Annotated in this window: 8 protein-coding genes; all 8 read left to right on the top strand. The window is 39.7% G+C overall.

The features are described 5' to 3' along the window. Nucleotides 1-952: heat-inducible transcriptional repressor HrcA (hrcA, locus tag V7659_RS26680; protein WP_335543107.1), on the top strand; the 952-nt coding region annotated here is incomplete at its 5' end. 104 nt (nucleotides 953-1,056) lie between these two features. Further along, nucleotides 1,057-1,656, top strand: coding sequence for a nucleotide exchange factor GrpE (gene grpE / locus V7659_RS26675; protein ID WP_420491777.1), 600 nt, complete (start codon nucleotides 1,057-1,059; stop codon nucleotides 1,654-1,656). Nucleotides 1,657-1,688: 32 nt separating this feature from the next. After that, nucleotides 1,689-3,524, top strand: coding sequence for a molecular chaperone DnaK (gene dnaK, locus V7659_RS26670; protein ID WP_335543106.1), 1,836 nt, complete (start codon nucleotides 1,689-1,691; stop codon nucleotides 3,522-3,524). Nucleotides 3,525-3,773: 249 nt separating this feature from the next. Beyond that, on the top strand, nucleotides 3,774-4,901 hold the full coding sequence (dnaJ, locus tag V7659_RS26665; protein ID WP_144547733.1) for a molecular chaperone DnaJ: 1,128 nt from the start codon (nucleotides 3,774-3,776) through the stop codon (nucleotides 4,899-4,901). Between the two features lie 18 nt (nucleotides 4,902-4,919). Then, nucleotides 4,920-5,861, top strand: a complete 942-nt coding sequence (gene prmA, locus V7659_RS26660) for a 50S ribosomal protein L11 methyltransferase (protein ID WP_335543105.1) — start codon at nucleotides 4,920-4,922, stop codon at nucleotides 5,859-5,861. Nucleotides 5,862-5,969: 108 nt separating this feature from the next. Next, nucleotides 5,970-6,719, top strand: a complete 750-nt coding sequence (locus tag V7659_RS26655) for a 16S rRNA (uracil(1498)-N(3))-methyltransferase (protein WP_335543104.1) — start codon at nucleotides 5,970-5,972, stop codon at nucleotides 6,717-6,719. 6 nt (nucleotides 6,720-6,725) lie between these two features. Beyond that, nucleotides 6,726-8,093: a tRNA (N(6)-L-threonylcarbamoyladenosine(37)-C(2))-methylthiotransferase MtaB gene (mtaB, locus tag V7659_RS26650; RefSeq protein ID WP_335543103.1), complete on the top strand. Its 1,368-nt coding sequence runs from the start codon at nucleotides 6,726-6,728 to the stop codon at nucleotides 8,091-8,093. Nucleotides 8,094-8,192: 99 nt separating this feature from the next. After that, nucleotides 8,193-8,867, top strand: coding sequence for a deoxyribose-phosphate aldolase (gene deoC / locus V7659_RS26645; protein WP_335543102.1), 675 nt, complete (start codon nucleotides 8,193-8,195; stop codon nucleotides 8,865-8,867). The last annotated feature ends 34 nt before the right edge of the window (nucleotides 8,868-8,901 follow it).

Genomic DNA, 8,901 nt, shown 5'->3' with positions numbered 1-8,901 from the left:
AAGTTTGTCGAAAAAGAAAGAGATTTCTTTCAGTTCGGCAACCATTCGTAATGAAATGTCCGACCTTGAAGAGTTGGGGTATATTGAAAAGACACATACCTCTTCAGGTCGTGTCCCATCGGAAAAAGGATATCGCTATTATGTGGACCATCTTTTATCTCCACAGGTATTAGATCAACATGATACATCTATCATTCAGTCGATTTTTGCTGAGAAAATTTTCGAATTCGAAAAAATTATCCAGAGGTCTGCAAAAATATTATCGGACTTAACGAACTACACATCCATTGTTCTTGGTCCGGCTGTTAGCATTAATAAGTTGAAAAAAATTCAAATTATCCCGTTAAACAAAGAAACAGCAGTAGCTATTTTTGTTACAGATACGGGCCATGTAGAAAATAGGACCTTTTCTTTACCACCATCAGTAGATGCCAGTGATTTAGAAAAAACAGTGAATATTTTAAACGATCGATTATCAGGCGTACCTCTCGAAGATCTAAATGATAAGATTTATAAAGAGGTAGCCATGCTTTTAAGGCAGCATATCCATGATTATGACTTAATGCTGCATACTATTGCAGATTCATTAAAAATGCCAGTTAATGAAAAACTTTTCTTTGCTGGAAAGACTAATATGTTAAGCCAGCCGGAGTTTCATGATGTAACGAAATTGCGAAGCTTACTAACGATGATTGACCAGGAAGAGTGGATTTATAATTTAATCAGAAATGATTCAGCTGGAATTCAGGTTAAAATTGGTACTGAAAATAATAATAGTGTCATGGATAATTGCAGCTTAATCACAGCTACTTATTCGGCTGGTGTTGAAAATTTAGGGACAATCGCCATTCTAGGCCCTACAAGGATGGAATATTCCCGAGTCATTAGCCTATTGCAATTTTTAAGTAAGGATTTAACGGCTGTATGGACGAAATTGTATCAAAATAAATAGCTCGGGTAATATTGAGTAAGGGTGAAATACCTGTTTCACCCCCTTTTCTCTGAAGATGAATTATCCTATAAATGACAGCAAATGCTTTAAGGGAGGTGAGTAAGTTGACGAATGAGAATAATAAAACGCTAAATGAAGAAATGGAAGTTGAAAGTACTGATAATGTTGAACTTACCGAAGAAAAAACGGTTGAGACTGTTTTTGACGAAGGTGCAGCAACAGAACAGGCAGCAGATTCACTGGTTGATGAAAAGGACCAAGAAATTCACCTGCTGAAAGAGAAGTTAGAGGAAGCAGATAACCGATATCTACGCTTGCAAGCTGACTTTGATAATTTCCGGAGACGTACTAGGTTAGATCAAGAAGCGAGTCAAAAATATAGAGCACAAAAACTTATTACTGATTTATTGCCTGCAATTGACAACTTTGAAAGAGCAATGAAAATTGAAGCAGATAATGAACAAACTAAGTCACTTCTACAAGGGATGGACATGGTTTACCGCAGTTTGCTTGATGCTCTGAAAAGTGAAGGTGTTGAACTGATTGAATCTGTAGGGAAAGAGTTTGATCCGCATCTGCATCAAGCTGTCATGCAGGGTGAGGATGAGAACTATGGCTCAAACATTGTAACGGATGAATTTCAAAAAGGTTACTTATTAAATGACCGTGTTATCCGACCTGCAATGGTGAAAGTAAATCAATAAAACTACATATTTTTTTCTAGGAGGAAAAGGAAATGAGTAAAATTATCGGTATCGACCTTGGTACAACCAACTCTTGTGTTGCTGTCCTTGAAGGTGGCGAACCAAAGGTTATTCCAAATCCAGAAGGTAATCGTACGGCTCCTTCCGTAATCGCATTTAAAAATGGAGAGCGCCAAGTTGGTGAAGTGGCTAAACGTCAAGCAATTACAAATCCAAACACAATCATGTCCATCAAACGTCATATGGGCACAAATTATAAAGTGGACATTGAAGGCAAAGAGTATACACCACAAGAATTATCTGCAATTATTCTTCAATACTTAAAATCTTATGCTGAAGACTATCTAGGCGAGCCAGTTACAAAGGCAGTAATTACAGTACCTGCTTACTTTAATGATGCAGAACGTCAAGCAACAAAAGATGCAGGGAAAATTGCGGGTCTAGAAGTAGAACGTATTATCAACGAGCCAACTGCGGCTGCACTTGCATATGGATTAGACAAAACCGACGAAGATCAAACAATTCTTGTTTATGACCTTGGCGGCGGTACATTTGACGTTTCAATTCTAGAATTAGGCGATGGTGTATTCCAAGTTAAATCAACCGCTGGTGATAATCGCCTTGGCGGAGATGATTTTGACCAAGTCGTTATTGATTACCTTGTAGACCAATTCAAAAAAGAAAATGGGATTGACCTTTCCCAAGATAAAATGGCATTACAACGCTTAAAGGATGCGGCTGAAAAAGCGAAAAAGGACTTATCAGGTGTAACTTCTACGCAAATTTCATTACCATTTATCACTGCTGGTGCCGCTGGTCCGCTTCACCTTGAAGTAACCATGACTAGAGCGAAGTTTGATGAATTATCTGCTCATCTTGTGGAGCGTACAATGGGCCCAACTCGCCAAGCATTAAGCGATGCTGGATTAACTCCTTCAGAAATTGATAAAGTAATCTTGGTTGGTGGTTCTACTCGTATTCCAGCTGTTCAAGAAGCGATTAAAAAAGCGACTGGACAAGAGCCGCACCGTGGGGTTAACCCTGATGAAGTGGTAGCGATGGGTGCTGCAATTCAAGGTGGAGTTATTACAGGGGATGTAAAAGATGTTGTATTGCTTGACGTTACACCACTTTCCCTTGGTATTGAAACAATGGGTGGTGTATTTACGAAGTTAATTGACCGTAATACAACAATCCCTACATCTAAATCGCAAGTGTTCTCAACTGCTGCTGATAATCAGACTGCTGTTGATATCCATGTCCTTCAAGGTGAGCGTCCGATGGCGGCTAATAACAAGACTTTAGGACGGTTCCAATTATCTGATATTCCACCAGCACCACGTGGAATTCCACAAATTGAAGTAAACTTTGACATTGATAAGAACGGTATCGTTAATGTTCGTGCAAAAGACCTTGGCACAAATAAGGAACAACAAATCACGATTAAGTCTTCAACTGGACTTTCAGATGAAGAAATCCAAAACATGGTTAGAGAAGCTGAAGAAAACGCAGAAGCAGATAGACTGCGTAAAGAGGAAGTTGAACTTCGTAACGAAGCAGATCAACTTGTCTTTACAACTGAAAAGACATTAAAAGACCTTGAAGGTAAGGTTGATGCTGGTGAAGTAGCTCAAGCTAATGAAGCTAAGGATGCGTTAAAAGCTGCGATTGAGAAAAACGAACTTGAAGAAATCCGTGTGAAAAAGGATGCATTACAAGAAATCGTTCAAGCTCTAACAGTGAAACTTTATGAACAAGCAGCAGCTGCCCAGCAAGCACAACAGGGAGGCCCTGAAGCTGGAAATACTGCTGGTCCTAAAGATGATGTGGTTGATGCAGAATTTGAAGAAGTAAAAGACGATAAATAGAAAAGCGGAAGCGCCTTGTCCAGGGGCGACAGGCATAAGACGAGCTGGCGAGAAGGTTGCTTTTTACCTTCTTGACAGATTGGCTGTAGACCTTCGAGCCCCTAGGCGCTGGAGCTAGACATTTATAAGAGTTTTCACAGCTCAGAAAAAAGTCAAAGTCAGAACTATGGGCTTTGGCTTTTTTATTGCATTAACATTGTGATGAATGATACAATAACCTTTATGTGACAGATTCGGGAGTGGGTAATCATGAGTAAACGGGATTACTATGAAGTACTAGGGCTTAGTAAAAGTGCTTCAAAGGATGAAATAAAAAAAGCCTATCGAAAGCTTTCCAAACAATATCATCCAGATATAAATAAAGCAGAAGATGCGGCAGATAAATTTAAAGAAATAACAGAGGCATATGAAGTATTAAGCGATGATCAGAAAAAGGCCCATTATGATCAATTTGGCCATACAGATCCAAACCAAGGCTTTGGCGGCAGTGATTTCGGCGGAGGCTTTGGAGGATTTGAGGATATTTTTAATACTTTCTTTGGCGGCGGTGGAGGCGGAAGAAGACGTGATCCAAACGCACCAAGACAAGGAGCAGATCTTCAGTATACGATGACGGTTTCTTTTGAAGAAGCAGCCTTTGGGAAAGAAACAGATATTGAAATTCCTCGTGAAGAAACTTGTGGAACATGCAGTGGTTCTGGTGCAAAACCTGGAACGAAACCAGAAACATGCCAGCACTGTCATGGGACGGGTCAGTTAAATGTGGAGCAAAATACTCCATTTGGAAGAATCGTCAATCGACGTACCTGCAATCACTGTAATGGAACTGGGAAAGAAATTAAACATAAATGTTCTACTTGCGGCGGTAAAGGAAAAGTACAAAAGCGCAAGAAAATTCATGTTAAAATCCCTGCGGGTATTGATGATGGTCAACAACTCCGCATGTCAGGACAAGGCGAAGCAGGAATTAACGGTGGACCTCCAGGAGATCTTTATGTTGTATTCCATGTAAGGCAACATGAGTTCTTTGAAAGAGATGGCGATGATATTTATTGTGAAATGCCGATCACTTTCGTTCAAGCGTCATTAGGTGATGAGATTGAAGTACCTACCTTACACGGGAAAGTGAAATTGAAAATTCCTGCAGGTACTCAGACGGGAAAAAAATTCCGTTTAAAAGGAAAAGGTGTTCCTAATGTTCGTGGATACGGTGTTGGCGATCAATATATTATTGTTCGGATTATTACCCCAACAAAGTTATCAGATAAACAGAAGCAGCTTTTAAAAGAATTCGCAGAGCTTAGTGGTTCTTCTCCGATTGGTGAACACGAAGAAAGTTTTTTCTCAAAAGTAAAACGTGCCTTTAAAAGCGAGTAAGGATTGGAGTTGGTAGATGTGAAATGGTCTGAAATCAGTATTCACACAACAAATGAGGCGATTGAACCTATTTCTCATATTTTGCACGAAGCTGGGGCGAGTGGCGTAGTCATTGAAGATCCATTTGAACTGACGAAAGAAAGACAAGATCAATTTGGTGAAATCTATCAACTCAATCCCGATGATTATCCAGATGAAGGTGTGATTTTAAAGGCATACCTTCCGGTTAATAGCTTTTTAGGTGAAACGGTGGATGCAATTAAAGAATCCATTAATAATTTGATTATTCATAATATCGATATCGGTAAAAATAAAGTGACAATAAGTGAAGTAAATGAAGAAGAATGGGCAACTGCATGGAAAAAATATTATCATCCTGTGAAAATTTCAGAAAAATTTACAATTGTACCGACTTGGGAGATTTATACTCCGGTCAGCAGTGATGAATTAATCATTGAATTAGATCCAGGAATGGCGTTTGGAACTGGAACACACCCGACTACTGTCTTGTGTATTCAGGCTCTTGAAAGAACTGTTCGTCCTGGTGACCGGGTTATCGATGTTGGAACAGGATCGGGGGTATTAAGCATTGCCGCAGCTATGCTGGGTGCCGAAGATGTTCGTGCATTTGATCTTGATGAGGTAGCAGTAACAACAGCAAGAGTGAATATTAAACTTAATAAAGTAAGTGATCGAGCAGTTACTGCCCAAAATAATCTACTGGATGGTGTAGAGGAAAATTCTGCTGATGTTGTTGTAGCTAATATTTTGGCCGAGGTTATTTTACGATTTACTGATGATGCTGCAAGAGTTGTCAAACCTGGCGGAGCGTTCATTGCCTCTGGGATCATCCAGCAGAAAAAAGATCAAGTCAAAGATGCGTTAATTGCTGTTGGCTTTGAGATATCCGAAACAATTTTGATGGAAGATTGGGTTGCTATTGTTGCCAAACGGATATAATGGTTGAATAAGAGGGGTAACATACCCCTTTTTTTCGTGCCATGCTTTTAGAACAGACTATTCTTTAGTAAAATTAAGTGTAAATGGTTTAAGAGAGGGTGCAAGAGTGTGCAACGATACTTTGTTAAACAACGAGCAAACGATGGGCGCTTTTTGATTGATGACGAAGACCGCCATCATATTGTAAAAGTTATGCGCATGCAAATTGGTGACAAAATTATTTGCGTTGATCTAGACGGGAAGCAAGCAGTATGTTCCCTTGCAGAAATTACCGATACAAGTGTTGTTGCAGACGTTGTACAATGGATAGATGGGGTTTCCGAGCTGCCCATTAAAATTACGATTGCTAGTGGACTGCCCAAAGGGGACAAGCTGGAATGGATTATCCAAAAAGGAACAGAGCTAGGTGCGCATCAATTCCTTCCATTTTCAGCAGCTCGTTCAGTCGTTAAATGGGATGAAAAAAAAGCAGCGAAAAAAGTAGAACGATGGCAAAAGATAGCTAAAGAAGCTGCGGAGCAATCCCATCGTGCCTTTTTACCGGATGTCATGAGTGCGATTAGCTTTAAAGATTTGCTATTAAAAAGCAAAGATTTTCATTATAAATTAGTTGCCTTTGAGGAAGAGAGTAGAAATGGGGAAACTTCCGTTTTTGCTGATACGCTAAAAAAAATCGATAAAGGCGAAACACTTCTTATCGTTTTTGGCCCAGAAGGCGGCTTAACTGATGAAGAAGTTAGGCGATTAAAGGATAATGATTTTGCAGTTTGTGGGCTAGGCCCGAGAATATTACGAACCGAAACAGCCCCTTTATATGCATTATCAGCAATTTCCTATCATTTTGAATTAATGAGGTGAAAAATAATGGCAACAGTTGCGTTTCATACTTTAGGTTGTAAAGTAAATCATTATGAAACTGAAGCTATTTGGCAGTTATTCAAACAAGAAGGTTACGAACGGGTTGATTTTGAATCAATTTCGGACGTCTATATTATTAATACATGTACCGTAACAAATACTGGCGACAAAAAAAGCCGCCAAGTCATTCGTCGTGCCGTTAGGAAAAATCCAGATGCGGTTATTTGTGTAACAGGATGTTATGCGCAAACATCCCCTGCAGAAATTATGGCTATTCCTGGTGTTGATGTTGTTGTGGGAACACAGGACCGGATAAAAATGCTTGAATATATTGAGCAATACAAGCGTGAGCGTCAGCCAATTAATGGGGTTGGCAATATCATGAAAAGCCGCGTCTATGAAGAACTGGATGTTCCTTCCTTTACAGACAGGACTCGTGCTTCTTTAAAGATCCAAGAAGGTTGTAACAATTTCTGTACTTTCTGTATTATTCCTTGGGCCCGCGGCTTAATGAGATCACGTGATCCGAAGGAAGTAATTCGGCAAGCTCAGCAATTAGTTGATGCAGGTTATCAGGAAATTGTTCTTACAGGTATTCACACAGGCGGATATGGGGAAGACATGAAGGATTACAATCTTGCCCAATTACTTCGTGATTTGGAAGCTGTAAAAGGGCTAAAACGCCTGCGCATATCATCCATAGAAGCAAGTCAGATTACTGATGAAGTAATTGAAGTGATTAAACATTCTCCTATTGTGGTCCGCCATTTGCATATTCCATTACAATCTGGTTCGAATTCTGTCTTAAAAAGAATGCGCCGTAAATATACAATGGAGTTCTTCGGAGAAAGATTAGATCGACTAAAAGAAGTTCTTCCAGGCCTTGCTGTCACTTCGGACGTCATTGTCGGTTTCCCAGGTGAAACTGAGGAAGAGTTTATGGAAACGTATAATTTTATTAATGAGCATAAATTTTCTGAGCTTCATGTGTTCCCTTATTCTAAACGAACAGGAACACCAGCTGCTCGGATGGAAGACCAAGTCGATGAAGAAATTAAAAATGATCGAGTTCACCGCCTCATCACGCTCTCCGATCAATTGGCAAAAGAATATGCCTCAAGATTTGAAGGTGAAGTCCTAGAAGTGATTCCTGAAGAAGTATCAAAAGAAGAAGCCAATTCGGGTTATCTGATCGGATACACTGATAATTACATGAAGGTTATTTTCTCAGCTCCAGAAGATATGATTGGTAAAATTGTTAAAGTTAAAATTAACCAAGCAGGATACCCATACAATCGTGGACAATTTGTTAAGATTGTTGAGGATTCAATATCCAAGACAGAATTGTTTATTGAAGAAGAAGCTGCCATTTAAGGACCATTTAGGTCCTTTTTTTTTATAGCGTTTAGGTTAAACTATTGACAGCAGCAAATTACTTGTAAAATTGATATGGAAATCGAAGGGAGTATGTACATGGCTACTAAAAATATTGCTGCAATGATTGACCACACCCTACTGAAGCCGGAAGCGACAAAACAGCAAATTGAGGCCCTTTGCCAGGAAGCGAAGGAATATAAATTTGCTTCAGTTTGCGTAAACCCCACATGGGTAAGCACCGCAAAAGAATTATTGCAAGGTAGTGGGGTGATGGTTTGTACGGTAATTGGATTTCCATTAGGGGCGACTACTTCTGAAACAAAAGCATTTGAAACTAAGAACGCTATTGAACATGGCGCAGAAGAAGTAGATATGGTCATTAATATTGGAGCCCTAAAAGATCATAACGATGAATTAGTAGAAAATGATATCCGAGCCGTTGTTGAGGCTGCAAAGGGTAAGGCACATACGAAGGTGATTATAGAAACTAGTCTGTTATCCAAAGAAGAAAAAATTCGGGCCTGTGAGCTAGCCTTGAAGGCTGGTGCAGATTTTGTTAAAACTTCCACAGGCTTCTCCACAGGCGGGGCGACAGCAGAAGATATTGCCTTAATGAGGAAAACAGTCGGTCCAGAAATGGGTGTAAAAGCATCTGGTGGAGTTAGAAATACAGAAGATGTCCAAAAAATGATTGAGGCCGGCGCAACTAGAATCGGGGCCAGTTCAAGTATCGCGATCGTCAATGGTCTTACAGTCACTTCAAATTATTAAATATTGCCAGTGAATAAAAAAATGCATAGAGCGG

This window comes from Neobacillus drentensis, from assembly GCF_036966985.1.
Lineage (GTDB): Bacteria > Bacillota > Bacilli > Bacillales > Cytobacillaceae > Neobacillus > Neobacillus drentensis_E.
This window is presented reverse-complemented; position numbering and strand designations above follow the sequence as displayed.